We start from the raw sequence: 24,890 nt of genomic DNA on the forward strand, positions 1-24,890 counted from the left end.
GTTTTCCAACGCCCGGTTGCAACCGGGGCTGTTTTGGTAGACGCTGCCGCACGTTCGAGGGCGTGCTCATCGAGGCTGGGTTGCAACCGTCGGGAGGACTCGGCTGGGTGGCGGGGCCTGCATCACTGTGGTCACGCCGTGGGCCGCAGCCCCGGCAGCTGGGCGGAACGGGCGTGTCGATCCCCTGCCTGGTGGGGCCCTATAGGGATGCAGAAACCGGCGTGTTCCCCCGGAGGCGGAGCCTTCAATCGAGTCCCGGACCCGGGCACGGGACAATTCGGATCCAAGGCCCACCAGGGGCCGAGGGGGTGTTGAGTCACCGTCATTGAAGAACAACCAGTACTTACCCTGCCAGCTAGTCACAGACCAGCCACTACAAATACTTACAGGGGGGTGTTGTCACCGGGACGCAATAGGCGCCAGGGATATCGCTAATGGGGACGGGACCAGCACAGGGAATCAGCGTGTAGGTCAGCCGTAACCAAAGATGCCGAGCCTTGCCGCCTTAGGACAAGCCAACGCGGTTTCCTACGACAAATTCTGGGAGTTGTGCGTTGATCAAGAACCACGACGAAATCGATGTTTTCATAGGTGTTGATGTTGGCAAGAGCAATCACCACGCGGTCGCCATCGACCGTGCCGGCAAGAAGCTCCTGGACCGGCGCTGCCCCAGGATGAAGCCAAACTCCGTGCCATCAGCACGGCCGTGGCCGGCAAAGGCACCGTATTGTTGGTCGTGGATCAGCCCTCGACCATTGGTGCCCTGCCAGTCGCTGTGGCCCAAGCTGAAGGCATCATGGTCGGCTACATTCCGGGACTGGCCATGCGCCGCATCGCCGACCTGCACCCCGGCGAAGCCAAGACAGACGCCAGGGACGCTGCGATCATTGCTGAAGCTGCCCGGTCCCTGCCGCACACGCTGCGTTCCATCGTCCTCGCCGACGAACAAGCCGCCGAACTCTCCATGCCCTGCGGGTTTGACGATGATCTGGCCAAGCAGGCCACGGCGACTTCCAACCGGATTCGGGGCCTGCCCACGCAGATACATCCGGCGCTGGAACGCGTCGTTGGTGAGCACCTGGATCACCCGGCCATGGCCGAGTTGCTGATCAAATACCCGACCCCGGAAAAGCTGCGCAAAGCCGGGCAGGCCCGCGTGGCGACACTGCTCTTGAAATATGCGCCACGGGCCGGGAAACGCTGGGCCGCCGATGTATTCACAGCCTTGAATGAGCAGAGTTTGGCGGTCTCAGGCACCGGCGCTGCAGGCGTTGTCCTCCCTCAGCTCGCCGCCATGCTCAGGCAACTCCGCACGGCCCGGGATGAGCTCCTCACCCAAGTCGAAGCACTCGTGGAGGCCCACCCCCCCCAGAACGAACCACCGACCGGACGAACCACCCGGCCACCGGCGGCTTCAGGTCCCGACCGCAGCGGCGCCGCTGGCACGACTACAGGCGCCCCCGCCACGACTACCGCCGCTGCAGCTCCGTGACAACGAGTGACGCAAGTTCCTTGACAGCCAGGCGCGTGGCCGGGCGCAACTTGGCCAACTCGACGCGGGACCCTTCTGCCAGGTGCTTGTCATACGGAATGCGCAAGACATTGCGCACCCGGGACCTGAAGTGTTCCTCGATCTGGGCAATGTCGACTTGGGTTTCCCCGCCCGACATGTTGACCACCACGATGGCGTTGGCGACCAGGTCGTGGCGTCCGTGGGCTTCCAACCAGGAGAGCGTCTCCGAGGCGAGTCTTGCCTCGTCCACGCTTCCGCCGGAAACCAACACCACGGCGTCGGCCTTTTCCAGGGTGCCCTTCATGACCGAGTGGACCATGCCGGTGCCGGAGTCCGTGAGGACAATGGAATAGTACTTGCTGAGGATGTCCGTGACGGCCCGGTAGTCGGAATCGTCAAAGGCCTGTGCCACCGTGGGATCGGTATCGCTTGCGAGCACGTCCAGGCGTGAACCGTCGCGGGCCACATAGTTGGACAACTGTGAGAATGTGGTGACGTTGAAACGGTCCTTGACCAGGTTCCGGGCGGTAAAGTCCGCACTGCCGGGCGATCGGTCTGACAACGTGCCGCGGTCCGGGTTGGCGTCCATTGCAATGACGCGGTCCTCACGGGTGTCCGCCAGGACCATCCCGAGCAGCGTGGTGACGGTGGTCTTGCCGACGCCACCCTTCCGGGACAACACCGGCACAAAGCGGGTGCGCTCCCCCAGGCGCGAGGCAATCAGGTTGTCCTGCGCCCGTTCCAGGCGGACCTTGTCCGAGTCCCCCACATTGACCGAGCCGAAGCTGGCCTTGTACAGCCACAGCCGCCAGCCGCCTACGGGAGGCGCAGCGACCTTGTTCAGCAGGCGGTCGCTGGTGAGCGCCGCTGCGGGTTCGGGCCCGTCCTCACGCTGCCGGCGGGGGCTGGTGCCCTGCTGCACCGGTACTTCCAGGGGTTCCACCGTGGTCTGCGGCATGGAGGTGGCTGTAGCGCGAACGGCGCCTGAACCCGGTTCAGTCTGCGGCCGTTCCGGGAGGGTTCCCAGGGTCACCTGCGTAATGGTTTCCACCGCGCCCGTTGACGCCGGATCGGCCGCCGCGGGCGCGAGGGCAACCCCGCCCGCCAGGTTCTCGCACGCCGGTGTCACGTCGGTGTCCAGTTCGTCCAGTTCGTCCAGCTCAGCCAACCCGCCCGCCGGGGCCTCCCCTGCCACGGGCCTGCCGGCTTCTTTCGGCTTGGTGTTTTTATTCGCCATGTCTCCGTTACCCACTAAAAATGCCACCGCGGCCGGAAGGAATTTTCCGGCCGCGGTTGCGGTGCCTGTTTGGTTTTTAGTGTAGCGCAGGGCGTTGGGGCGCCTTTCGGCACCCGACGCCGGCATCGGTCCTAGCCCACCACCACCAGCAGGTCCCCGCCCTGCACCTGTGACACGCCGTCCACGGCGAGCCGGGAAACGGTGCCGCCCACCGGCGTCGTGATGGAGGCCTCCATCTTCATGGCCTCGATGGTGGCCACGGTGGCCCCGGCCTCCACGACGTCGCCCACGGCAACCTTGAGGCTGACGGCGCCGGCGAACGGCGCGGCGATCTGCCCGGCCACTGCATCGTCCGCCTTTTCCGCGGCCTTGACCGTGCTCTCGACACTGTTGTCCCGCACAATCACCGGCCGGCTTTGGCCGTTGAGCTTGCACGTTACGGTGCGCATGCCCTTCTCGTCGGCCTCCGAAATGGTTTCCAGGGAGACAATCAGGCGTACGCCCTTGTCCAGTGCCACGACGTGCTCCTGGCCCCGCTGCAGCCCGTAAAGGTAGTCGCGGGTGTCCAGCACCGATACGTCGCCGTACGTTTCGCGGACCTTGGCGAAGTCCGTGGTGGGACCGGCAAAAAGCAGCCGGTTCAAGGCCGCGCGCCGCGTTTCGCTGTCCGCCGCCAGCTCTTCGCTGTCCTGCGGGCTGAGCGTGCCCACGCGTTCGACGACGGTGCGCCCCTGCAGCGCCTTGGTGCGGAACGGCTCGGGCCAGCCGCCGGGAGGTGTGCCCAGTTCGCCGCCCAGGAAGCCCACCACGGAATCCGGGATGTCGTAGTTCTGCGGGTTTTGCTCGAAGTCGGCCGGGTCGGCCTTGATGCCCACCAGGTGCAGGGCGAGGTCGCCCACCACCTTGGACGACGGCGTCACCTTGACCAGGTGCCCCAGGATCCGGTCGGCGGCCGTGTACATGTCCTCGATTTCCTCGAAGCGCTCCCCCAGGCCCAGGGCAATGGCCTGTTGGCGCAGGTTGGAGAGCTGGCCGCCGGGGATCTCGTGACGGTAGACGCGGCCCGTGGGCGCGGCCAGGCCGGACTCAAACGGCGCGTACACGCGCCGCACGGCCTCCCAGTAGGGTTCCAGCGAGCTGATCGCGGCCAGGTCGATCCCGGTGTCGCGGTCGGTGTGCGCCAGTGCGGCAACCAGGGCCGAGGCGGACGGCTGGCTGGTGGTGCCGGCCAGGGAGGCGGAGGCGACGTCGACGGCGTCGACCCCGGCGTTGACGGCGGCCGTCAGCGTCGCGAGCTGGCCGCCTGCGGTGTCGTGCGTGTGCAGGTGGACGGGCAGGTCAAAGCGCTCACGCAGTGCCGTGACCAGTTTGGCCGCGGCCGCCGGGCGCAGCACGCCGGCCATGTCCTTGATGGCCAGGATGTGCGCGCCGGCGTCGACGATGCGCTGGGCCAGGTCCAGGTAGTAGTCCAGCGTGTAGATGGTTTCCGCCGGGTCCAGGAGGTCGCCGGTGTAGCACAGGGCCACCTCGGCCACGGCCGTGCCGGTGGCGCGGACCGCCCGGATGGCCGGTTCCATCTGGTCCACGTCATTCAGGGCGTCGAAGATGCGGAAGATGTCGATGCCGCTGGCGGCGGCCTCCTGCACAAATGCGTCGGTGACTTCTGCCGGGTACGGGGTGTAGCCAACGGTGTTCCTCCCGCGCAGCAGCATCTGGAGGCAGATGTTCGGCAGGGCCGCGCGCAGCTTGACTAGGCGCTGCCACGGGTCTTCGCCAAGGAAGCGCAGCGAGACGTCGTAGGTGGCCCCGCCCCAGGCCTCCACGGAGAGCAGCTGCGGCGTCAGCACGGATACCGCAGCGCCGGCAGTGGCCAGGTCGCGGGTGCGCACCCGGGTGGCCAGCAGGGACTGGTGGGCGTCGCGGAAGGTGGTGTCGGTGACCGCGACGGCGGTTTGCGCGCGCAGTGCGGCGGCAAAGCCCTCCGGGCCCAGCTCGGCCAGCCGCTGGCGTGATCCGGCCGGCGCCGTGTCCACGTCCACAAACGGCAGCTTCAGGGCCGGGTCGGCATGGACCTTCAGCTCGCCGTTGGGCTTGTTGACGGTGACGTCCGCCAGCCAGGTCAGCAGCTTCGTGCCGCGGTCGGAGGATACGCGGGCGTGCAGGAGCTCCGGGCGTTCGTCGATGAAGGAGGTGGCGATGTCGCCGGCGTTGAAGGCCGGGTCGTCCAGCACGGCCTGCAGGAACGGGATGTTGGTGGACACGCCGCGGATCCGGAATTCGGCCAGGGCGCGGCGTGCGCGGCCCACCGCCGTCTTGTAGTCGCGGCCGCGGCAGGTGAGCTTGACCAGCATGGAGTCGAAGTGCGGGCTGATTTCGGCACCCGCGTAGATGGTGCCGCCGTCGAGCCTGATGCCGGCGCCGCCGGCGGAACGGTAGGTGGTGATCTTTCCGACGTCGGGGCGGAATCCGTTGGCCGGGTCCTCGGTGGTGATGCGGCACTGCAGGGCTGCACCCTTGACCTGCACGGTCTCCTGGCTCAGGCCCAGGTCGGCCAGGGTCTCGCCGGCGGCGATGCGCAGCTGTGCCTGCACCAGGTCCACATCGGTGATTTCCTCGGTGACCGTGTGCTCCACCTGGATGCGGGGGTTCATTTCAATGAAGACGTGCTGGCCGGCCCGCTCCCCCACGGTGTCCACGAGGAACTCGACGGTGCCGGCGTTGACGTAGCCCATGGCCTTGGCAAACTTCACGGCGTCGGCGTGCAGGGCCTTGCGGATGTTTTCGTCCAGGTTGGGCGCCGGGGCGATCTCCACCACCTTCTGGTGGCGGCGCTGCAGCGAGCAGTCACGCTCAAAGAGGTGGATGACATTGCCCTCGGCATCGGCCAGGATCTGCACCTCGATGTGGCGGGGACGCAGCACGGCCTGCTCCAGGAACATGGTGGCGTCGCCGAAGGCGGCATCGGCTTCACGCATGGCCGCGCTGAGGGCCTCCCGCAGCTCCTCGCGCGTGTCCACGCGCCGCAGGCCGCGCCCGCCGCCGCCGGCCACGGCCTTGGCGAAGACGGGGAAGCCGATTTCCTCGGCTGCGGCAATGAGCGTGTCCAGGTCGTCGCTGGGTTCGCTGGACTTGAGTACCGGAATGCCGGCCTCGCGGGCGGCCTTGAGCGCCTGGAACTTGTTCCCCGTCATCTCCAGCACCTCGGCCGGCGGGCCCACAAAGGTGATGCCTTCGGCAGCGGCGGCGGCGGCCAGTCCGGGGTTTTCAGACAGGAACCCGTAACCGGGGTAAATGGCGTCCGCGCCGGCTTCCTTGGCAACGCGGACCACCTCCTCCACGTCCAGGTAAGCACGGACCGGGTGGCCCTCCTCTCCGATGAGGTACGCTTCGTCCGCTTTTTGGCGGTGGATGGAATTGCGGTCCTCGTGGGGGAAGACGGCAACCGTCTTGGCGCCGAGCTCGTAGCTCGCGCGGAAGGCACGGATGGCGATCTCACCGCGGTTGGCAACCAGAATCTTTGAAAACATGTCACTCCTGTGTTTACGCTGGCGTGGCGGTCCGCCTCCCGCTGTGGCAGCCGGCGGACTGGTGCAAATGATGGTTCAGGAACTGTGGTTGTTGATGTCCAGGCCCGCGTTCCACGGTAGTGGGCCTGAATCGTCACTTTAGAAAAAACTAAAGTGATGCAAGTTTGGCCCCACGGCCGCCGGCGCGCCAAATGATGTGTCGCATCTCACGGCCGGAAACCGTAATAAAGGTGTCCGGAGACACAAGGTGCCTGCCCATGTTCCCACAAGGAACAGGGACAGGCACACCCGTCAGGACACTTCGGCCAGTTCCTCAATGGACGGGCACGAGCACACCAGGTGCCGGTCGCCGTAGGCCTGGTCCACCCTGCCCACCGGCGGCCAGTACTTGGCACGGGGGTCGACGCCGGCCGGGAACACTGCCTCTTCGCGGCCGTACGGGTGCCCCCATTCCTGCGTCAGGCTGTGGGCCGTGTGCGGGGCGTTGGCCAGCGGGTTGTCCCCGGCCGGCCACAGCCCGTCCTGGACGGCCGCGATTTCCTTGCGGATGGCAATCATCGCGTCGATGAACCTGTCGAGTTCGGCCAGGTCCTCGGACTCCGTGGGCTCCACCATCAAGGTTCCGGCGACCGGGAAGGACATGGTCGGAGCATGGAAGCCGTAGTCGATCAGGCGCTTGGCCACGTCATCCACGCTCACACCGGAGCCGGCCGTGATGGCGCGCAGGTCCAGGATGCATTCATGCGCCACGAGGTCGTGGGCACCCGTGTACAGCACCGGGTAGTGTTCGCTGAGGCGGCGGGCAATGTAGTTGGCTGACAGGATGGCGGTCTGGGTGGCCAGGCGCAGCCCGTCCGGACCCATCATGCGGATGTAGGCCCAGGAGATCGGCAGGATCGACGCCGAGCCGTACGGCGCGCTGGAGACCAGGCCCACGGAGGAATCAAGCCCGAGTTCCCGCGCAGGCAGGTGCTTGGCCAGGTGCGACCGGACGCCCACGGGCCCCACCCCGGGGCCGCCGCCGCCGTGCGGGATGCAGAACGTCTTGTGCAGGTTGAGGTGGGAGACGTCGGAACCAAACTTGCCGGGCCGGGCCAGGCCCACGAGGGCGTTGAGGTTGGCGCCGTCGACGTAGACCTGGCCGCCGGCGTCGTGCACCATGGCGCAAATGGCGCTGATGGACGTTTCAAACACGCCGTGCGTGGAGGGGTAGGTGACCATGATGGCCGCCAGCCGGTTTTCGTGGACGGTGATCTGGCGCTTGAGGTCGTCAATGTCGATGTTGCCGAAGCCGTCCGTGGCCACCGGAACCACCTTCAGCCCTGCCATGACGGCGGACGCGGCGTTGGTGCCGTGGGCGGAGGTGGGGATCAGGACAATGTCACGGTCCGTGTTGCCGTTTTCCACGTGGTAGGCGCGGATGGCCATGAGCCCGGCAAACTCGCCCTGCGAGCCGGCGTTGGGCTGGACGGAGACGGCGTCGTAGCCGGTGATCTCGGCCAGCCATTCCTCCAGCTGGGTGGCCATCTCCACGATGCCCACGGTGTCCGACGCCGGAGCGAAGGGATGGAGGCTGGCGAACTCCGGCCAGGTGATGGCGGCCATCTCGGCGGTGGCGTTGAGCTTCATGGTGCACGAGCCCAGCGGGATCATGCCGCGGTCCAGCGCATAGTCGGCGTCGGCCAGCCTGCGCAGGTAGCGCAGCATCTGCGTTTCCGAGTTGTGCACGTGGAACACCTGGTTCTCCAGGTAGCCGGTGCTGCGCGCCGGGGCGGGAAGTGCGACGCCGGAGGCATCCGCTGGCAGGACCGTTCCCGTTGCGCTGTTCGCACCGGTGTTCCGGGCGGCGGCCGTGCCCGAGGGAGCCCGGCCTGCGAGCAGCCCGGCCAGTGCGGCGACATCGGCTTCCGTGGTGGTCTCGTCCACCGCGATCTGGAGGTGGTCGTGGTCCACCTGGCGCAACAGGTAGCCGGCGGTGTGGGCCGCCGCCACAAACTCGGCGGCCGAGTGACCGCTGGCCGAGGCAATGCGCACTTTCACGGTGTCGAAGTAGTTGGCATGGACCACGGTGTGGCCGGCGGCCGTTGCCGCGGCGGCCACGGCCAGGGCGAGGGCGTGGACCCGCGTGGCGATCTTCCGCAGGCCCTCGGGGCCGTGGTAGACGGCGTACATGCCGGCCATGACGGCCAGCAGCACCTGGGCGGTGCAGATGTTGGAGGTGGCCTTTTCACGGCGGATGTGCTGCTCGCGGGTCTGCAGCGCCAGGCGGTAGGCCATGTTGCCGGCAGCGTCCTTGGAGACGCCCACGAGCCGGCCGGGAAGCGCACGCTCCAGGCCCTGGCGCACGGCCATGTAGCCGGCGTGCGGGCCGCCAAAGCCCATGGGCACGCCAAAGCGCTGTGAGGTGCCCACGGCCAGGTCGGCGCCCAGCCCGCCGGGCGACTCCAGCAGCGTCAGGGCCAGCAGGTCGGCCGCGACGGCCACCACTGCCTTGCGTTCCTTGGCCGCGGCGATGATCGGGGCAAGGTCGCGGATGAGCCCGGAGTCGCCCGGGTACTGGAGCAGGAGGCCGAAGAACTCGACGTCCGGCAGTGCGCCGTCGTCCTCGAAGTCGTGGACCAGCACCGGGATGCCCATGGCCTTGGCCCGGGTGCGGATGACGGCCAGGGTCTGCGGGAAGACGTCGGCGTCCACCACCATGACGGCGTCGGCCTTGGCGGAACGGTTGCTGCGGCGCATCAGGGCCACGGCCTCGGCGGCGGCCGTGCCTTCGTCCAGCATGGACGCATTGGCGGTGACCATGCCCGTCAGGTCCGCAACCACCGTCTGGAAGTTCAGCAGCGCCTCGAGGCGGCCCTGGGAGATCTCGGGCTGGTAGGGGGTGTAGGCGGTGTACCAGGCGGGGCTTTCAAGAACGTTGCGCTGGATGACACCGGGCGTGTGCGTGCCGTAGTAGCCCTGGCCAATGAACGACTTGTTGACCGTGTTCTTGGCGGCGAGGGCCCTTAATTCGGCCAGCATCGCTTCCTCGGAAGCCGCCGTCTGGAGGTCCAGCGGCTCGGTGGTGTAAATGGATTCGGGCAACGCTGCGGCCGAAAGCTCCTCCAAAGAGCCAAATCCGAGGGTGCTCAACATATGATGAACGTGGGGCTGTGCACCAACCCCGATGTGCCGGTCACTGAAAATGGCCGACACGAGGCTGTTTTGGTGCTGGCTGCCGGGCTGGTTGTCTGGGGTGTTTGTCAATGGGTTCTCCAAGTCGCGAACGTTCCAGAGCCATTGTATGTGTCTTGGAACATGCCCCGGCATCCACAGGCGGCCCCTGGTTTTTGAACGCGACGCAAAGGTAATGGTTCATCCGTGCAAGTAGTGAGCATCAGCAGCCTCAAGGGCGGCGTCGGCAAGACGTCGGTCACGCTCGGCTTGGCGTCGGCAGCCCTGGCCGCCGGCATCCCCACCCTGGTGATAGACCTTGACCCCCATGCGGACGCCACCACCGGGCTGGGCGTCCACCCCGCCGGGCAGCTGGACATCGGGCGCATGATCAAGGGCTCGCGCAAGGCCGACCTCGCCGCCAATGTGGTCCCGTCCGGCTGGCTGGCCGCCCACAAGCACGACGGCGTGCCGTTGCCGGTGCTTGACGTCGCCATGGGCTCGGCCTTCAGCGGCATTTACGACCGCCCCGACCTGGGCCGCCGCGACCTGCGCCGGCTCTCCACGGTCCTGGCCAACGCCGACCGGGACGGCAAGGCACCGTACCAGCTGGTCCTGATCGACTGCCCGCCGTCGCTGAACGGCCTGACCCGCATGGCCTGGACGGCCAGCAGCCGGGTGCTGCTGGTGGCCGAGCCCGGGCTGTTTTCCGTCGCCGGCACCCAGCGCACGATGCGGGCCATCGAGCTGTTCCGCAGCGAATTCGCCCCCGCCCTGGTTCCGGCCGGCATTGTGGCCAACCGCGTGCGCAGCGGCTCCAACGAGCACAGCTACCGGCTGGGGGAAATGAAGACCATGTTTGGCGAGCTGCTGCTCTCCCCCACGATTCCCGAGCAGGCAAACTGGCAGCAGATCCAGGGGGCCGCGCACCCCATCCACCAGTGGCCCGGCGATTCGGCCAAGAACTCCTCGGCCCTGTTCGACAAGCTGCTGGATGCCGTGCTGAACCAGGGCGCCACCCGCAGCCGCCTGTATCGCGGCTGACGGCGGGGTCAACCGCACTTAAACGACAAGGGTCCGCTGGGGCCCGGCCACCTTGGGCCGGGCCCCAGCGGACCCTTTTACATGCTGCCGGCTGGCGTGCGGCCGGCTAGGAAATCTTGCGCTCGGCGCGCCGGCGGCTGAGTTCGTCGTCGGGGAAGGACTGCACGGGGGCGTGTTCGCTCGGCAGGGCGGCCAGGCTGCCCTCAACTTCCCGCCAGACCCGGCCCACGGCAATGCCAAACACGCCCTGGCCGCCCTGGACCAGGTCGATGACCTCGTCGGCGGAGGTGCATTCGTAGACGGAGGCGCCGTCGCTCATGAGCGTGATCTGGGCCAGGTCCTCCACGCCGCGCTCGCGCAGGTGGTCCACGGCGGAGCGGATTTGCTGGAGGGACACGCCGGTGTCAAGAAGACGCTTGACCACCTTGAGAACCAGGATGTCGCGGAAGCCGTAAAGACGCTGGGATCCGGAGCCCGCGGCGCCGCGCACGGCCGGCTCCACCAGGCCGGTACGGGCCCAGTAGTCCAGCTGGCGGTAGGTGATCCCGGCCGCCTTGCAGGCGATCGGGCCGCGGTAGCCCGCATCTTCGTCCAGGACTGGGAGATCCTCGGTGAAAAGCAGTCCCTGGGCACCTGCCGTCAGGGCGGGACCGGGGACGGCAACGGCGTTGAGCTCGCCGGCGTCACTTTTCGGACTCACGTGGATCCTCCTGTTCGCGGTCCCCCGAACGGATATTGCGGGGCGGCGGCCGTGCGGACCACCTGGGGCGTGGGCACGGGTCCCAACCTCCAGTGTGACTGCACCCGCCACAGCTTGCAATGGGGGACTGATTACTTCGACGTTAGAACGGGGCGGCACCAAGGTCAAAGACGTCAAGATAACAATTTGGCCGTGTCGAAAGTTTCAGCCTCAGGTTTAACGTTAGGCATGGTCGGCGGGTGGCCGCCGGGACCCTTCGGCGGGGGTCATTTGTCGAAGTCCTCGGGCTCAACATCGTTGAGGAACTCACGGAACTGGCGCACCTCACGTTCCTTGGCCTCGGCGTCGTCGTCCCCCGTCCCGGAGGAGTCGTGCTCGTCGTGGTCGGCAATGAGCACCCCGGCTTCCTCCACCAGGGCCTCCGAAGCCCAAATCGGGCAGGCGGACCGCTGGGCCACGGCAATCGCGTCCGAGGCGCGGGAGCCCACGGCGGTGCCGTCGTCGAACAGCAGCTCGGCGAAAAACACGCCGTCCTCCACCTTGGTGAGGTTGACGCGGACCACCCGGTGTCCCAAGGCGGCCACGACGGCGCACAGCAGGTCGTGGGTGAGCGGGCGCGGCGGCACCACCCCTTGTTCAGCCAGCGCGATGGCCGTGGCTTCGGAGGCGCCAATCCAAATCGGGATGTGGCGCTCCCCCAGCCGCTCCTTGAGGAGCACCAGCGGCTGGTTGGAGGGCATCTCAATGCGCACGCCCACAATCTCCACCTCGATCACGGCGCCTCCATGGAGGAGATCCTTGACTGCACCAGGGCGCTGTGCAGGCCCAGGCACAGCTCGGCGATCTCGCGTGCCGCCTCCGCGGCCCGGGCGGCGGAGGCGCCGTCGCGGCGCGACGCCAGGGGTGCCACGGCGCGTTCCACCAGGCCGAATTCACGGTCGGCCGCCGCCTGGAAGGGACGCAGGTGGCGGGGTTCCAGGCCGTGGGCGGCCAGCTCCGTGCAGGCCTTGGCGACACGCAGGGCCTGGTCGTCAAAGCTGCCGTCGCGCATTTCCACCAGGCCGTAGCTGACCATGGCCTCCAGCAGCCCGGCGCTGGCCCCGCATTCGGCGCGCAGCTGCTCGGAGCTCAGGCGGCGTGAGCGGCGCTTCAGTTCCACGCCGAGCTCGTCGGAAACCATCCGGGGGGCGATGGACACGCCGGGCGGCAGGTTCGTCGGCGCCTCGCCCTGGTCGATCGCATCCAGGTATTCCCGGATCACCTTCAAGGGCAGGTAGTGGTCGCGCTGGAGCGCCAGCACGAACCGCAGCCGTTCGACATCAGACTCGCGGAACTGGCGGTAGCCCGCCGGCGTCCGTTGCGGGGTGATGAGGCCTTTTTCCTCGTAAAACCTGATCTTCGACGCCGTCACGGACGGAAAGTCGTCAGCAAGCTGGGCCAGAACCTCGCCGATGTTGAAAATGACGGCAGCGCCGGGCCGGCGGCCGGTGGATTGGACCTCCACCAGCCGCCTGCCGGCGCCTTGGTTCACACTTGCCACCGGGCCCTCAGGAGTTCGTGGTGGCGTGTGCGGTGCTGAAGTAATACGTCAAGCGGAACTTGCCGATCTGCACCTCGTCCCCGGTGCGCAGCAGGATGGTGTCCACGCGGTCGCCGTTGACGTAGGTGCCGTTGAGGCTTCCGGAATCGGTGATTTCAAACCCGCCGGCCGCCTTGAAGAACTGCACGTGCCGGCGCGAGACCGTCACGTCGTCAAGGAAAATATCGGCGTCCGGGTGCCGCCCCACCGTTGTCACGGCGCTGTCCAGCAGGAATCGCGCGCCGGCGTTGGGGCCCGCGTGGGCGATCAGCAGGGCCGAGCCGGCCGGCAGCGAGTTCACGGCCGCCTGCTCGTCCGGGGCCAGCGGCGGGGCCTGGATGCGGCGGCCGCCGACGGGAGGGAGCTGGATGGACGTGGTGTCTGAAGCACCCGGCTGATCCTGGGAATCCGCCTGACCATTCACTCCGGCGTCGTTACCCGTGTCAACCATTGGTACTCCTCCTAAGCTTGATAGCTAAATGTGTGGACGTATGGCCCATCTGCGGCCCGCAGATGGTCCGTTCTTCTAGCCTACCTTTTCCTGGTACTCGGCGGCGCTGAGCAGGGAGGCGTGGGTGGACGCATCGGCCAGCGTGATTTCCACGAGCCAGCCGGCACCGTAGGGGTCCGAGTTGATCAGGGCGGGGTCGGCGTCGAGCGCTTCATTGCGCGCCGTCACGGTGCCGGTCAGCGGGGCGTAAATGTCGCTGACGCTCTTGGTGGACTCCACTTCGCCAACCACGGTGTCGGCAGTGACCTCCGTACCGGACTCGGGCACCTGGACGTAAACCACGTCGCCCAGGGCGTCCTGGGCGAAGTCTGTGATGCCAACCCGCACAACACCTTCGGCATTGGGCGCACCGACCCATTCGTGCTCGGCGGTGTAGGAGAGGTCTGCGGGGATGTTGCTCATGTGGCGCACCTTTCGGGGTTCATCGCTGCGGCGAGGAATGTGCAATGGATAACTTGGGCCAGTCCGGCCAGGGGTGTTGTTCCCTTTGGCCACGTCCAGTCTTTAGTGTGAAAGCCTTCTTGACAAGTCGAAGGTTGCTTCGAGACTTTTCTTGCCCCAAACGGGTGTCTGCGCTGACGCAGTGTGCGCCAGGGTGGCATGATGCCTTGTATGGGCGAATCGACTGCACCGCATCCGGACAACGCTCCCCTCCCCGCAGGGGGGGCCGGCCGCTCCGCCGGCAGGAAAAAGGTGCCGGCGTGGCTGACGCGCACCATCGTTGGCGTGGTGGCAGCCGTGGTGCTGCTGGTCGCGTATTACATTGCCTCGGTCACGGTGCCGCTGGCGTGGGCCACCTCCATTCGCGACCAGACGGGCGGCAAGCTGGGCAACGCCATCCCGCTGGGGATGTTCTATGGCTTCGTGTTTGCCTTTGTGCCGGTGCTGGTGGCGTGGCAGGCGCACCACAGGAAGCTGAACAAGTGGGTCCGCGTAGGGCTCCTCGTGGCGGGGCTGGTGCTGACCCTGCCCAACCTGCTCACCTTGTCCGTGGTGTACGGCAACACCGCCTCGGCTGCCGACGCCCGTGCCATCTGGACCACCGGCGGCGCCAACTGGTTTGGCACCTGGAGCCAGATCTTCATGGTGGCCGGCGTGGTGTGCGCCGTGGCCGTGATCGTGCTGGGCCGCGCCTGGATCCGCCGCGGCCGCCGGATCCGCCAGATCAAGGCTGCGGAAAAGCTGGTCCGCAAAAACGAACAAGCCAAGGCACGCGCGGACCTCGCCGCCCAACGCGCCGCGGACAAGGCGGCCAGGACCGCAGCGCGTGCCCACGCCCGCAACCCGCGGCAGGGCCCCCCATCCACGCCCTCCGAGCCCGACGCTCCGGGCGCCCCGGAGGCCTGAATGGTGGCACAGCAGCCCCGGGCGGCCCTGGTGCTGGCAGGCGTGTTCCCGGGCCAGTCCCCCGACGTGGTGGGCGAAGCAGCCAGGCTGGCAGCGGCTTTGGGCGCCGAATTGGTCTGCGCCTATGTCAACCCGGGCCGCTATGTGGTCTCCGAGGCGGCGGACGGCTCCGTGGCCACCGCGTCCGTGGACCCCGACTATGACGACGAGTCCGACGCCGAGTTCCCGGCCGGCCTCGCCGCCGGCCTGGACCGGCAGCTGGCGCCGCTGGGACTGCCCTGGCGGCCGCTGCTGCTGGCCGGGGACGTTGCGGATGCGCTGGCGCACTGTGCCGACACCCTGGCGGCGGCGTTGCTCGTGGTGGGCACGCACGGCGACGCGCACACCACGATGCACGACCTCTTCAAGCATTCGGTGGCCACCCGCCTGGCCCGCCGGCAGCACCGCCCCGTCCTGGTGGTCCCCACCCACCACGGCGCGCCCGACGGCGGCGCACCGGGAACTGCCCGCTGATGCCGGCCGCTGCAACCCGGCCGTTTCTGCGTGCGCAGTCCCTGGCCCTGGTGGCGCTGGGCGGGGCCCTTGGCACGGCGGCGCGTGAGGGACTGGTCCTCGCCCTGCCCGGTGGCGGCCCCCTGCCGTGGCCGATCATCGCCGCGAACCTCGCCGGGGCCTTCCTGCTGGGCTTCCTTTATGAGGAATTGACGCGGCCGCGCTGGGCGGGCCGCCGCGCAGCCAGGCTGCGGCTGCTGCTCGGGACCGGCTTTTGCGGCGGCTTCACCACGTACAGCACGCTGGCTGTGGGCACCGTGGCGCTGGCTGGAGCGGCGGCTCCCGGGGCCGGGTGGGCCGCGGGCTACGCGCTCGGCACAGTCGTTTTCGGCGCGTTCGCCACCTGGACCGGAATCCTGGCCGGCTCACGTCGTCCGCGGCCGGCTGCACCAGAAGTGGCGCCTGCCGGTTCCGCCAGCGGCCATGACAACGGAGGCAGCCGGTGAGCCCGCTGGTATTTGTGGCGCTGGCCGTGGCCGGCGGCGTGGGGGCGGTGGTCCGATTTGTGGTCGACGGCCTGATCCGCAGCCGCTTCAAGACGATTTTTCCCTGGGCAACGTTCGCCATCAATGTCACCGGCTCGCTGGCACTGGGCGTCCTGACGGCTCTTGCAGCCGGCTCCGTGCTCCCCGCCGGCGCCAGCCTCATCGCCGGCACGGGCTTTTTGGGTGGCTACACCACCTTCAGCACGGCCAGCTATGAAACCGTGCGGCTGATGGCCGAACGCCGCCATGTGGCATCACTGGCCAACGCCCTGGGCACGCTGCTGGTGTGTGTTGGCGCCGCCGCCGCCGGCTACTGGGCCGGTGCCGCCTGGGCCGGCTGAGCTGTTGGGGAAGTTGGAACAAGGCGGCCCGCACAGAGACGGCGAATCGCTGCACGGGCCTGGCCGCAGCTGACTTTGAGATAAGCGCATTGGCTACCAAGAACACTACCTGCCCGGCGGCCGAAAGCCAGCATCGCCGAAGCTGCCAAGCCGCCGCACGTGGCGGATAATCGAGGGAAAGGCCGGCAGCGGCCATGGAGGCGGGGAGGAAGCCATGCAGGCCGCACCGCGCATCACGGTGGAAGTGCCGGTCCTCGCCGTGGGCGCCGGCCCTGCCGACTACGAGGGCCTGGGCGTCCTGGTCGACGGTCTCCGGCGCCCACGCGGACTCCACATGACACTGCTGCACCTGGGGATCCTGGATGATTTCTCCCGGGAGGTTTCCCAGTGGACCCGGGGCATTTCCAGTCCCGGGGACGTCCAGGCGGCAACGGTCCGCTGGCTTGGGGCGCTGCCGGTCCTGGCCCCCTTTTCCGGACGCTCGGCAGCCCTGACAGTCCTCGGCGGAGGCAGCGTGTGCGGCCTTGAAGTCGGGGTGCCCCGGGAGGTCCGGGATTTCCAGGTGGAGCTGGTGCAGGCCCTGCACCGGCTGCTGGACGGGCTGCTCGTGGACAACGTCGACGATTTCATCCTCAGCTCACGGGCACTGGGCTACCGCCACCCCCATTGGACGCCCCACGTATCCGTGGGCAGGCCGAAAACCAGGGACCGCCGGCCGCTGGAGATCGAGCCGCTTGCGCTCGATTTTGGCGCCTCCCGGATCCGGAACCGCCAGTTTCTCCCGGAACCCGGGCCGGCCGGCACCTCCCCTGCCGCAAGCTGACCCTCACGGCTGGCGGCGGAACAGGCCCTGGCCCCGGCGAAGCACGCTGCCGGCAGCCCCGAGGACCGCATTCCGGGCCACAAATCCGCGGCGCATCATGGCCAGGCGGCCCATCCGGCGGGACATCGCGGCCATTCGCTGCGTCTTGCCCCGGCGCTGCCGGTCATAGGCCGCCAGCCCCTCCGCCACGGTGGCTGCGTTCCCCAAACACTTCGCCAGCACGGCACCGTCCACGATCGCCTCGCAGGCGCCCCTGCCCAGGAACGGTGCCATGGCGTGCGCGGCATCCCCCACCAGGGCCGTATTTCCGCCCACAAAGGACGGCAGGGGCGGGACTTCAAACAGTTCGTGGTGCAGGATGGCTCCTTCCTCCAACCGGTCCAGCACCTCGGTGACACCTGACCGCCACGAGCCAAAGACGTCCTGCAGGTGCTGGCGGTGCGGCGGCTTGAACGTGCCTCCGGCGTCAAGGCACGCATACCAGTTGCTGGCGTCCGGCCCGGCGGGCGTAATGCCGAACATGGCCCCTGGCGCCCAGGTTTCCCCGTAGCTGGAAACCGTTCCAGGCACGGTGCCGCGCCAGGCCACGGCCCCCAGGGTGCGTGCAGCATAGCGTTCCCCAAAGACGGTCCGCCGGGTGCCGCTGAAGGTGCCGTCGGCCCCCACCACCAGGTCGACGCCGGCCAGGCCCCGCTGGTCCGTGACCCCGTCGCTGAAGGTGATGCCGACGCCGTCGGCCAGGATCGCCAGCAGCGCCGACCGGGAGACCAGGTACAACCCGCCGCTCCCGCCCAACTCGACCAGCGCGCGGCCGGCCGGCGTGCGCAGGCCGGCGCTCCCGGCGTCGGACACCCGGACGGCAGCCTCGCGCACGCGCCGGCCCACCCCGATTTCGTCGAGCGCCTCGAGGGCTTCGGGCCACATGCCCAGCGACGTCCCCGTTGCCGGCAGGGCCGGGGAGCGCTCACGCACCGCAACGGCCCAGCCGTGCTGCGCCAGGGCCCTAGCCGCGGCCAGTCCGCCGATTCCCCCACCGATGACCACAGCGTTTCCCTTCATGGTCACGAGCCTACGCCCGGCGGGCCCCAGGTTCGACCCACGGGCGGCAGTGCCCGCGGCCATAACTTGCAATAAAACCATTGCACTTCAATCAAACACGTGCAACACTTTATTTGCAGGTCAACAAGCGAGGGGAATGTCATGGAAACCAGCACGGACCGGATAGAACGCGAGATCAGCATTGCCGCCAGCGCGGAGAAGGTTTGGGAGCTCATCCGGCGCCCCGGCTGGTGGATCAACGACGGCGAGGTGGTGGACCACGCCTTCGACCCGGACAGCGATGTCAATGTCATCATCCATCCGGTGCACGGCACCTTCCGCATCCGGACCGTCGCCCTCGAGGCACCGCGGTACGCGGCGTTCCGGTGGCTGGGCGACGATGACGCCGCACCCACCACGCTGGTGGAGTTCTGGATCGATGGGGACGACTCCGGCGTGACACTGCGGGTGGCGGAGAGCGGCTTCGACTCCTTGGGCGTCAGCGAAGAAGAGCGGCGCAGGAAGTTTGAAGGAAACGCCGAGGGCTGGCAGATCGAGCTGGACGCGGCCCTGAAGTGGGCGCAAAGGGCATGACCACAACGTCGACGGCGCCCGTGTTCGCGGCACTGGGCGATCCCCACCGCCAGCAACTGCTCACGCTGCTGGCGCGCGGGGGTGCCGCATCGGCGTCGTCGCTGGCACCGTCATTGCCGGTGTCGAGGCAGGCGGTGGACCGCCATCTGCGCATACTGTCCAGCGCGGGCCTGGTGGAGCCGCGGCGCTCGGGGCGCGAGGTGCTGTACTCCGTCCGCCGGGCGGAGCTGGACCGTTCAGCGGCGTGGCTCCGGGACCTTGCCGACGGCTGGGACCGGCGGCTTTCCGCCATCAAGGCTGCTGCCGAGGCGCCCGAATAGGGCTGCCGCCGCAGGCAGGGTCAGTCCGCCGGCGCAACGCTGAGCGACGGGACCACTCCGGCAACAACCTCCGCGGCAAACCCGTCCAGGCTCGCCGTGGAGGGTGCGGCCTCCCCGTCCCCGGCGTGAAAGCGCCACAGGAATGCCCGGTGCATGGCGGCCCCCGTCAACGCCATCGCGGCACCCTCAAGCGGCGCGCCGCGGCGGATGCGCCCTGCCGCCTGTTCGCCGGCCAGATACCCGCGTACCGCCGAGCTGATGATTTCCGGCCCCGTCCCGTGCGCCTGCACGGCGTCACGGTGCCGGGCCAGCAGCAGGCTGTCGGAAAAGATGGACATGCCGATCGGCAGGACCGTCAGGTAGAAGCCCGTCACCTCGGCCACCACCAGCCGCAGGTTGCCCTCCAGCGTCCCGCGGCCAATGAGGTCCGCGCCTCCCCGTCCCAGCACGCCGACCGGGGGCAGGCGTTCTGCCAGCACGGCCAAAAAGAGCCCGATCTTGTCCTCAAAGTGCCGGTACAGCAGGGGTTCGGAACAACCGCTGGCCCGGGCAATCTCCTTGGTGGTGGTGCGCGCCAGCCCCTTCGACCGCATGACCCGCAGGGCCCCGTCCAAAATTGCTTCCCGCGTTGGTTTCACGTCCAGCCCCTTCCCTGTTAGTAAATACTAACCTAAGATTGGTGGACACTAACCGCGGTGCCCGCAGCAGGGCGGACGCAAGGAGGAAGTGCCATGTCATTGCCAATTTTGTCATTGCCAATTTTGGTCACCGGCGGCACGGGGCGGCTCGGCACGCAGGTGGTCGCCCGGCTGCTGGGAGCCGGCCCCACCGTCCGCGTGCTGACGCACCGGCGGGCCGCAAACGACGGCGTCGGGCAGGTGCAGGGCGACCTCACCACCGGTGCCGGGATCGACGCCGCGGTGTCCGGGGTGGGGACGGTGGTCCACTGCGCCGGAAGCGCCAAGGGCGACGAGGCCATGACGCGCACGCTCGTTGCCGCGGCACACCGGGCCGGCGTCGGACACCTGGTCTACATTTCCGTCGTGGGCGCGGATCGCGTCCCCGTGATCGGCCGGCTCGACCGCATGGCTTTTGGCTACTTCGCGGCCAAGCGTGCCGCCGAGCGGGTCCTGGAAAGTTCCGGCATCCCGTATTCGATCCTGCGTGCCACCCAGTTCCAGGAGTCGATGCTGGCCGTGGCCCGGCAGCTGGCCAAGTCACCCCTGGTCCCGGCCCCCACGGGCTCACGGTTCCAGCCGATCGCCGTCGATGAGGTGGCGGCGCGGCTGGTGGAGCTCGCCCTCGGCGAACCGGCCGGGCTGGTGGAGGAAATGGGCGGGCCCACGGCCTACCTCAGCAGCGAGCTGGTCCGCAGCTACCTCGCCGCCACCCACCGGCGCCGGCTCTTCATCCCGCTGCGCATGCCCGGCGGGGCGGCCGCTGCCATCCGGGCAGGGGCAAACCTCACCCCGGCCCACGCCGTCGGCGTGCAGACCTGGGAAGGGCTGCTGGCCTCCGCCGCGGGAAGCTGAAGCCGGGCAGCGCCGGGGCCGGGGCGCTATTTATTCAGGGCATTGCGCCGGACCCAGCCGATGACGCCCGTGGCCACGAACAGGATGACGGCGATCACGGCCAGCCAGAGCAGGCCCTTGATGACAAACCCCAGGATCGAGAGGACAACCCAGATGACAAGGAGGGTGATGAGTATTCCAACCATTGCGCCAAACTACACCCATGGGCGGCTTTTTCCCATGACCTCGCGGGCGCGCCGCACGGTGTGATCCAGAAAACATTACCGACCAGTAACAAAAAGCTGTTGCAACGCCACCGCCCCGGGTACGCTGGCGAACATGAACGAATACCAGCCTCCCCTTGCCGACATCGCCTTCGCACTGGAGCACGTTGTCGGATACCCGGAGATCGCCAAAATGCCCGGGTTTGACCACGCGGACCTCACCACTGCCGTCGAACTTCTTGAGCAGTGCGGTGACTTCATGGCCGCGGCCGTGGCACCCACCAACCGTCGGGGCGACGTCCAGGGGTCCCGCCTCCAACCGGACGGCACGGTGGTGACACCCGACGGCTTCAAGGAGGTCTACCACCAGTATGTCGAGGCCGGGTGGGGCACCGTGCCGCTGCCGGAGGAGTATGGCGGCGGCGGATTCCCCCGCACGGTGGGCGTGGTGGTCCAGGAGCTCATGACCAGTGCCAACATGGCATTCTCGCTGTGCCCGCTGCTCACCCAGGGCGCCATCGAAGCGCTGCTGCACTACGGCGACGACGTGCTCAAGGACCGCTTTCTGCCCAAGATGGTGACCGGCGAGTGGACCGGCACGATGAACCTGACCGAACCCCAGGCCGGTTCCGACGTCGGGGCGCTGACCACGCGGGCCGTCAAGCAGGAGGACGGCAGCTACTCCATTACCGGACAAAAGATCTTCATCACCTACGGCGACCACGACATGGCCGAACAGATTGTCCACCTCGTGCTGGCCCGCACGCCCGGCGCCCCCGCCGGCACGCGCGGCATCTCCTGCTTCATGGTGCCCAAATACCTGGTCAATGACGACGGCTCGCTGGGCCGGCGCAACGCCGTCGAGACGGTCTCACTCGAACACAAGATGGGCATCCATGCCTCCCCCACCTGCGTACTCTCCTACGAAGGCGCCACCGGCCACCTCATTGGCGGGGAGAACCAGGGCATGCGCATCATGTTCGTCATGATGAACAGTGCCCGGCTGGGCGTCGGCGTGCAAGGGCTGGCCGTGGCCGAACGCGCCTACCAGCAGTCGCTGGCCTATGCGCAGGAACGCCGCCAGGGACTCGCCACCGGCGCCACGGGAACCAGCTCGGCGATCATTGAGTTCCCCGATGTGCGCCGGATGCTCATGACCCAGCGCGCCCAGATTGCCGCCCTGCGGTACCTGATCCTGCTTGACGCCACCTACGTTGACCGCAGCAGCAGCGATCCCGACCCCGCCGCGCGGGCGCGTGCCGAGGAGATCGTTGGCATCCTCACGCCCATCTGCAAGTCGTTCGGCACCGACCTGGGCAACGAGCTGACGTCCCTGGCGCTGCAGGTCCACGGCGGCATGGGCTTTATTGAAGAGACCGGCGCGGCCCAGCACGTGCGCGACGTGCGCATCGCGGCCATTTACGAGGGCACCAACGGGATCCAGGCCGCGGACCTCGTCGGCCGGAAGCTGGGTGTGCGCGGCGGTGCGTCGATGCTGGAGTTCCTGGCTTCCATGCGCGGCATCGAAACCGGGCTGGCTGACGCCGGCGCAGACTTTGAGTCCATCCGCAAGGAACTGAGCCGGCAGTTCGACGCCCTCGAGGAAGCCACCCGGTGGATGCTGGCCAACGGCCCGGCCGGCCCGGACGCCGCACTCGCCGGCTCGACGCCCTACCTGCGCATGTGGGGGCTGTGCACCTCGGCGTGGATGCTGGCACGTGCCGCACTGGCGGCACCGGCCACGGGCGACCCGGCACTGGCGCAGGCCCAGCTGGTGCTGGCCCGCTTCCACGCCGAGCAGCTGCTGCCGCAATGCGCCAGCCTGCTCGGTGCCGCCACCGCCGGCACCCGGGACCTGTTCGCCCTGGACGCCGACCAGCTGGCCGGGGCAACTCGGCGGGCGCGCAGCTAGCGGCCCGTAGTACTTAAACGACCGGGGCGGTGTCCATATGGACACCGCCCCGGTCGTTTGGTCGGGCTGACAGGATTTGAACCTGCGACCCCCTGACCCCCAGTCAGGTGCGCTACCAAGCTGCGCTACAGCCCGAAAGTCCAGCGTTCGGGAGGCATCTCCCGTGGCCGAACCACCTGAAAAAGCTTACCCCATAAAAACAGCCGGACCGACCATTCCTGCTGTGACAGGGGTCTCAAACTGCGCCTCGGGGGCTACTTTTTCCGGCTGCGCTTTTCCCGCACGCGCATGCTGACCTCAAGGGGCGTCCCTTCAAAGCCAAACGTCTCGCGCAGGCGGCGGGTGATGAAGCGGCGGTAGCCGGGATCCAGGAAGCCGGTGGTGAACAGCACGAACTTCGGCGGGCGGCTGGAGGCCTGCGTGCCGAAGAGGATGCGCGGCTGCTTGCCGCCGCGCACGGGGTGCGGGTGTTCGGAGACCAGCTCGCCCAGGAAGGCATTGAGGCGCCCGGTGGGGATGCGGCGGTCCCAGTTCTCCAGGGCCAGGTCCAGTGCCGGCACCAGCTTGTCCTTGTGCCAGCCGGTCTTGGCGGAGATGTTCACCCGCGGCGCCCAGTCAACGTGTGCCAGGTCCTGCTCGATTTCCCGTTCCAGGTACCTGCGGCGCTCGTCGTCCAGCAGGTCCCACTTGTTGAACGCCAGCACGAGGGCCCGGCCGGACTCGATGGCCAGCTGGAGGATGCGCACGTCCTGTTCGCTGAGGACCTCGTCGACTGCCAGCAGCACCACCGCGACCTCGGCCTTTTCCAGCGCGGTCTGGGTGCGCAGCGACGCGTAGAAGTCAGCGCCCTGGGCCATGTGCTGGCGGCGGCGGATGCCGGCCGTGTCCACAAAGCGCCAGGTGCGCCCGCCCAGCTCGATGAGTTCGTCCACAGGGTCGCGGGTCGTGCCGGCCACGTTGTCCACCACGACCCGGTCCGAGCCGGCCAGCTTGTTCAGCAGCGACGACTTGCCCACGTTGGGCCGGCCGATCAACGCAATGCGGCGCGGGCCGCCCGTGCGCTCCACCCCGGCCACTGCGGAGAACTCCGGCAGCACGTCCATGACCGCGTCCAGCATGTCGGCCACACCGCGGCCGTGGACTGCGGAGACCGGGTGCGGCTCGCCCAGGCCCAGGCCCCACAGCATGGCGGCGTCGGCCTCCTGGACGAGGTCGTCAATCTTGTTGCCCGCGAGGATCACGGGCTTCTTCGACTTGCGCAGCATGCGCACGATGGCCTCGTCGGAGGCGGTGATGCCCACAATCGCGTCCACCACGAGCAGCACGGCATCGGCCATTTCCACGGCGACCTCGGCCTGTTCGGCCACTCGCTGGTCAATGCCGCGGGCGGCGTGCTCCCAGCCGCCGGTGTCCACGATGGTGAAGTTGCGCCCGTTCCAGTTGGCCGAGTACTGGACCCGGTCGCGCGTCACCCCGGGGGTGTCCTCCACGACGGCCTCGCGCCGGCCCAGGATGCGGTTGACGAGCGTGGACTTGCCCACGTTCGGCCGTCCCACGATGGCCAGGACGGGGTCCTGGCGCAAGGCATCCTCGGAGGTGCCGTCGTCGAACCCGCCGGCCAGCAGGGCGGCGTCGTCGTCGTCGAGTTCGTAGCTGGCCAGGCCGGCCAGCAGCCCGGCGGCACGCGCCTCGGCGTCTTCGTCGGAGATTTCCGCCAGCCGCTCGGCAACATGGTCGGCACCCGTGGGAACGTAGTCCGGGTGGCCAAGCTCACCCTGGCCGGGGTGCGTGGCAGACGTGGGGTCGCTCATGGTTGCTGTCCTTTGTGCTTGGAAGTTGAATGGCCGGCCGCAGGCAAACCCTGCCCCGTGGCGGCCAATGCGGCCTGTATGTGCCCGGCCAGCCGCTGTTGGATTCTTTCGGTTGCCCTGTCCATTGAAACACGGCCGGAAAAACCCGGCTCCCGCTCAACCGTCAGCGGCTCCCCGAACACCACGTGCAGATGGCGCCGCGGCCGGGGAATGAAGTTGCGTGGTTCGTGCCCGGCCCGGGTGCCAAGGATGGCGACGGGCACCACGGCGGCGCCCGAGTTCAGCGCCAGCCAGGCCACCCCGCCGTTGACGTGGGCGGCGTCCCCGGTCCCCCGCGTGCCTTCAGGCAGGATGCCGACGCAGTCGCCCCGGTCCAGCACCTCCTTGGCAAGCTGCAGGGCCCGGCGGTCCCCCGCCCGGTCCACGGGAATCTGCCCGGAGGCGGCCAGGACCCAGCCCAGGAAGCCCTTGAACATCTCCTGGGCGACGATGACGTGCATGTACCGGCTGGCGGCGCCCACCATGACCGGCCCGTCCAAAAAGCTCAGGTGGTTGGCGGCAAAGATGACCGGGCCATCCGCGGGGATGTTTTCACGCCCGGCCACGGTGGTGCGGTACACCGCGTGGTCCAGCACCCTGCCCACGGGCCGGCTCCACCACGTTTTCCA

Annotated in this window: 23 protein-coding genes, 1 tRNA gene and 1 pseudogene; 11 read left to right on the plus strand and 14 right to left on the minus strand. The window is 68.3% G+C overall.

Translation table 11 applies throughout. The features are described 5' to 3' along the window. Nucleotides 1-554: 554 nt before the first annotated feature. Nucleotides 555-1,366 (plus strand): annotated as a pseudogene (locus G6035_RS12430) (IS110 family transposase); the annotation flags it as partial. Nucleotides 1,367-1,469: 103 nt separating this feature from the next. Here the strand turns inward: G6035_RS12430 and G6035_RS12435 are convergent. The 3 genes from G6035_RS12435 to gcvP all read right to left on the minus strand — a co-directional run bounded on the left by G6035_RS12435 (nt 1,470) and on the right by gcvP (nt 9,586). After that, a complete protein-coding gene (locus G6035_RS12435) occupies nt 1,470-2,750 on the minus strand; it encodes a MinD/ParA family protein (protein WP_176617419.1) in 1,281 nt (426 codons plus the stop codon). A gap of 131 nt (nt 2,751-2,881) precedes the next feature. After that, a complete protein-coding gene (locus G6035_RS12440) occupies nt 2,882-6,277 on the minus strand; it encodes a pyruvate carboxylase (RefSeq protein WP_176617420.1) in 3,396 nt (1,131 codons plus the stop codon). 291 nt (nt 6,278-6,568) lie between these two features. Continuing rightward, nucleotides 6,569-9,586 carry an aminomethyl-transferring glycine dehydrogenase gene (gene gcvP / locus G6035_RS12445; RefSeq protein WP_176617421.1) on the minus strand — a complete coding sequence of 1,006 codons (3,018 nt, stop codon included), beginning with the start codon at nt 9,584-9,586 and terminating at the stop codon, nt 6,569-6,571. 51 nt (nt 9,587-9,637) lie between these two features. Here gcvP and G6035_RS12450 point away from each other — a divergent pair, with 51 nt between their 5' ends. Next, a complete protein-coding gene (locus G6035_RS12450) occupies nt 9,638-10,474 on the plus strand; it encodes a ParA family protein (RefSeq protein ID WP_176617422.1) in 837 nt (278 codons plus the stop codon). 106 nt (nt 10,475-10,580) lie between these two features. On the opposite strand, the gene G6035_RS12455 is transcribed toward G6035_RS12450, so the two are convergent. The 5 genes from G6035_RS12455 to gcvH form a co-directional block, all read right to left on the minus strand. Continuing rightward, a complete protein-coding gene (locus G6035_RS12455) occupies nt 10,581-11,174 on the minus strand; it encodes a MerR family transcriptional regulator (protein ID WP_176617423.1) in 594 nt (197 codons plus the stop codon). Between the two features lie 266 nt (nt 11,175-11,440). Next, a complete protein-coding gene (locus G6035_RS12460; RefSeq protein ID WP_176617424.1) occupies nt 11,441-11,950 on the minus strand; it encodes a bifunctional nuclease family protein in 510 nt (169 codons plus the stop codon). Next, nucleotides 11,947-12,636, minus strand: a complete 690-nt coding sequence (locus G6035_RS12465) for a MerR family transcriptional regulator (protein ID WP_371131001.1) — start codon at nt 12,634-12,636, stop codon at nt 11,947-11,949. Before G6035_RS12465 ends, G6035_RS12460 begins: the two co-directional genes overlap by 4 nt. An 85-nt stretch (nt 12,637-12,721) precedes the next feature. Further along, nucleotides 12,722-13,204: an FHA domain-containing protein gene (locus G6035_RS12470; protein WP_176617426.1), complete on the minus strand. Its 483-nt coding sequence runs from the start codon at nt 13,202-13,204 to the stop codon at nt 12,722-12,724. Between the two features lie 75 nt (nt 13,205-13,279). Further along, complete coding sequence (gene gcvH / locus G6035_RS12475; protein ID WP_176617427.1) at nt 13,280-13,666, minus strand: glycine cleavage system protein GcvH; 387 nt, start codon at nt 13,664-13,666, stop codon at nt 13,280-13,282. A gap of 210 nt (nt 13,667-13,876) precedes the next feature. Here gcvH and G6035_RS12480 point away from each other — a divergent pair, with 210 nt between their 5' ends. The 5 genes from G6035_RS12480 (at nt 13,877) to G6035_RS12500 (ending at nt 16,812) form a co-directional block, all read left to right on the plus strand. Beyond that, nucleotides 13,877-14,611 carry a hypothetical protein gene (locus G6035_RS12480; RefSeq protein ID WP_176617428.1) on the plus strand — a complete coding sequence of 245 codons (735 nt, stop codon included), beginning with the start codon at nt 13,877-13,879 and terminating at the stop codon, nt 14,609-14,611. After that, nucleotides 14,612-15,124, plus strand: a complete 513-nt coding sequence (locus G6035_RS12485) for a universal stress protein (protein ID WP_176617429.1) — start codon at nt 14,612-14,614, stop codon at nt 15,122-15,124. After that, entirely contained in the window at nt 15,124-15,609 is a 486-nt protein-coding gene (locus G6035_RS12490) for a CrcB family protein (RefSeq protein WP_176617430.1), read from the plus strand. The genes G6035_RS12485 and G6035_RS12490 overlap by 1 nt, the downstream gene beginning before the upstream one ends. Next, nucleotides 15,606-15,989, plus strand: coding sequence for a fluoride efflux transporter CrcB (gene crcB / locus G6035_RS12495; RefSeq protein ID WP_176617431.1), 384 nt, complete (start codon nt 15,606-15,608; stop codon nt 15,987-15,989). The genes G6035_RS12490 and crcB overlap by 4 nt, the downstream gene beginning before the upstream one ends. Before the next feature lie 214 nt (nt 15,990-16,203). Next, entirely contained in the window at nt 16,204-16,812 is a 609-nt protein-coding gene (locus tag G6035_RS12500) for a hypothetical protein (RefSeq protein ID WP_176617432.1), read from the plus strand. 3 nt (nt 16,813-16,815) lie between these two features. On the opposite strand, the gene G6035_RS12505 is transcribed toward G6035_RS12500, so the two are convergent. After that, complete coding sequence (locus tag G6035_RS12505; protein ID WP_176617433.1) at nt 16,816-17,871, minus strand: FAD-dependent oxidoreductase; 1,056 nt, start codon at nt 17,869-17,871, stop codon at nt 16,816-16,818. Between the two features lie 141 nt (nt 17,872-18,012). Between G6035_RS12505 and G6035_RS12510 the strand changes: the two genes are divergently transcribed. Then, nucleotides 18,013-18,444 carry an ATPase gene (locus tag G6035_RS12510; RefSeq protein WP_176617434.1) on the plus strand — a complete coding sequence of 144 codons (432 nt, stop codon included), beginning with the start codon at nt 18,013-18,015 and terminating at the stop codon, nt 18,442-18,444. Continuing rightward, the gene (locus G6035_RS12515; protein WP_176617435.1) at nt 18,441-18,764 is read left to right on the plus strand and encodes a helix-turn-helix transcriptional regulator; all 324 of its coding nucleotides are present in this window, start codon (nt 18,441-18,443) and stop codon (nt 18,762-18,764) included. Before G6035_RS12510 ends, G6035_RS12515 begins: the two co-directional genes overlap by 4 nt. A 20-nt stretch (nt 18,765-18,784) precedes the next feature. Here the strand turns inward: G6035_RS12515 and G6035_RS12520 are convergent, their stop codons facing one another. Further along, a complete protein-coding gene (locus G6035_RS12520) occupies nt 18,785-19,402 on the minus strand; it encodes a TetR/AcrR family transcriptional regulator (RefSeq protein ID WP_176617436.1) in 618 nt (205 codons plus the stop codon). A gap of 93 nt (nt 19,403-19,495) precedes the next feature. Here G6035_RS12520 and G6035_RS12525 point away from each other — a divergent pair, with 93 nt between their 5' ends. Beyond that, entirely contained in the window at nt 19,496-20,296 is an 801-nt protein-coding gene (locus tag G6035_RS12525) for an SDR family oxidoreductase (RefSeq protein WP_218063177.1), read from the plus strand. Nucleotides 20,297-20,322: 26 nt separating this feature from the next. Here the strand turns inward: G6035_RS12525 and G6035_RS12530 are convergent, their stop codons facing one another. Then, nucleotides 20,323-20,481 (minus strand): hypothetical protein, encoded by a 159-nt coding sequence (locus G6035_RS12530; RefSeq protein ID WP_176617437.1) that lies wholly within the window; start codon nt 20,479-20,481, stop codon nt 20,323-20,325. A 133-nt stretch (nt 20,482-20,614) separates the two neighbouring features. Between G6035_RS12530 and G6035_RS12535 the strand changes: the two genes are divergently transcribed. Then, nucleotides 20,615-22,411, plus strand: coding sequence for an acyl-CoA dehydrogenase (locus G6035_RS12535; RefSeq protein WP_176617438.1), 1,797 nt, complete (start codon nt 20,615-20,617; stop codon nt 22,409-22,411). Between the two features lie 58 nt (nt 22,412-22,469). Here the strand turns inward: G6035_RS12535 and G6035_RS12540 are convergent. The 3 genes from G6035_RS12540 to G6035_RS12550 all read right to left on the minus strand — a co-directional run bounded on the left by G6035_RS12540 (nt 22,470) and on the right by G6035_RS12550 (nt 24,866). Continuing rightward, nucleotides 22,470-22,546 (minus strand) — tRNA-Pro (locus G6035_RS12540). A 119-nt stretch (nt 22,547-22,665) separates the two neighbouring features. Beyond that, nucleotides 22,666-24,222: a ribosome biogenesis GTPase Der gene (gene der, locus G6035_RS12545; RefSeq protein ID WP_176617439.1), complete on the minus strand. Its 1,557-nt coding sequence runs from the start codon at nt 24,220-24,222 to the stop codon at nt 22,666-22,668. After that, entirely contained in the window at nt 24,219-24,866 is a 648-nt protein-coding gene (locus G6035_RS12550; RefSeq protein ID WP_256883414.1) for a lysophospholipid acyltransferase family protein, read from the minus strand. Before G6035_RS12550 ends, der begins: the two co-directional genes overlap by 4 nt. Between the last annotated feature and the right edge of the window lie 24 nt (nt 24,867-24,890).

The organism is Arthrobacter sp. SDTb3-6, from assembly GCF_013376095.1.
Taxonomy (GTDB): Bacteria; Actinomycetota; Actinomycetes; order Actinomycetales; family Micrococcaceae; genus Specibacter.